This window comes from Pseudomonas sp. MD195_PC81_125, from assembly GCF_014060985.1.
Lineage (GTDB): Bacteria > Pseudomonadota > Gammaproteobacteria > Pseudomonadales > Pseudomonadaceae > Aquipseudomonas > Aquipseudomonas parakoreensis.
On sequence record NZ_JABULD010001003.1, the window covers coordinates 1 to 641 of the forward strand.

Here is a 641-nt window from a genome sequence, read left to right on the forward strand (position 1 = left end):
GGCGGCGCCACGCTGGACTCGGTTTCACCGCGATAACGCCGGGCGAGAAAACCGCCGATGACCGGGAAGGTATTGGGGGTGACGTCGATGTCCAGACGCAGGTCGTCGACGGTTTTGCCGATCACCGCGCGGGATTTGATGATGCCGATTTCGGTGACCGACGGCGATTGCCCACCGAGCATGCTGCTGAGGTCGGAAAAGCCGAGCATGTCGTTTTTTTTCGGCTCGACCTGCACCAGCGCGTTCGCCAGGTACACCGGCGTCGCCAATACCGCGTAGGCAACGCCGGCGGCCATGAAGCACCGGTGAATGCACCGATCAGCCATTTCTGGTCGATCAAACTGCCGAATATGCCGAGAAGATCAATACTGTCTTGATCGTTATCACGGTTGGCGATTACTGACGGTAACTGCATAAGTCTTTCTTACCATTCACTGATCTGAAGAATATTCATCAATGTCCGAGGCGCTGCGCCCACGAGCTAACAGCATCTTCAATCAATGCATGGGCATGAATAAAAGCGGCCTTACCTTGACGATACGGATCCTGTATTTCTCTTTCGCCCTGCCACTTGCCAAGAAGAAACACTTTGCCTCGGGCATGCGAAGCAATCTTCAGCACCTGATTCACATGTTGTTTTT

Annotated in this window: 2 pseudogenes; both read right to left on the reverse strand. The window is 54.3% G+C overall.

Features of this window, described 5'->3' with window-relative positions:
• Window positions 1–415, reverse strand: a pseudogene (locus HT737_RS30830) (Wzz/FepE/Etk N-terminal domain-containing protein); the annotation flags it as partial.
• 38 nt (window positions 416–453) lie between these two features.
• A pseudogene (locus HT737_RS30835) lies at window positions 454–641 on the reverse strand (low molecular weight phosphotyrosine protein phosphatase); the annotation flags it as partial.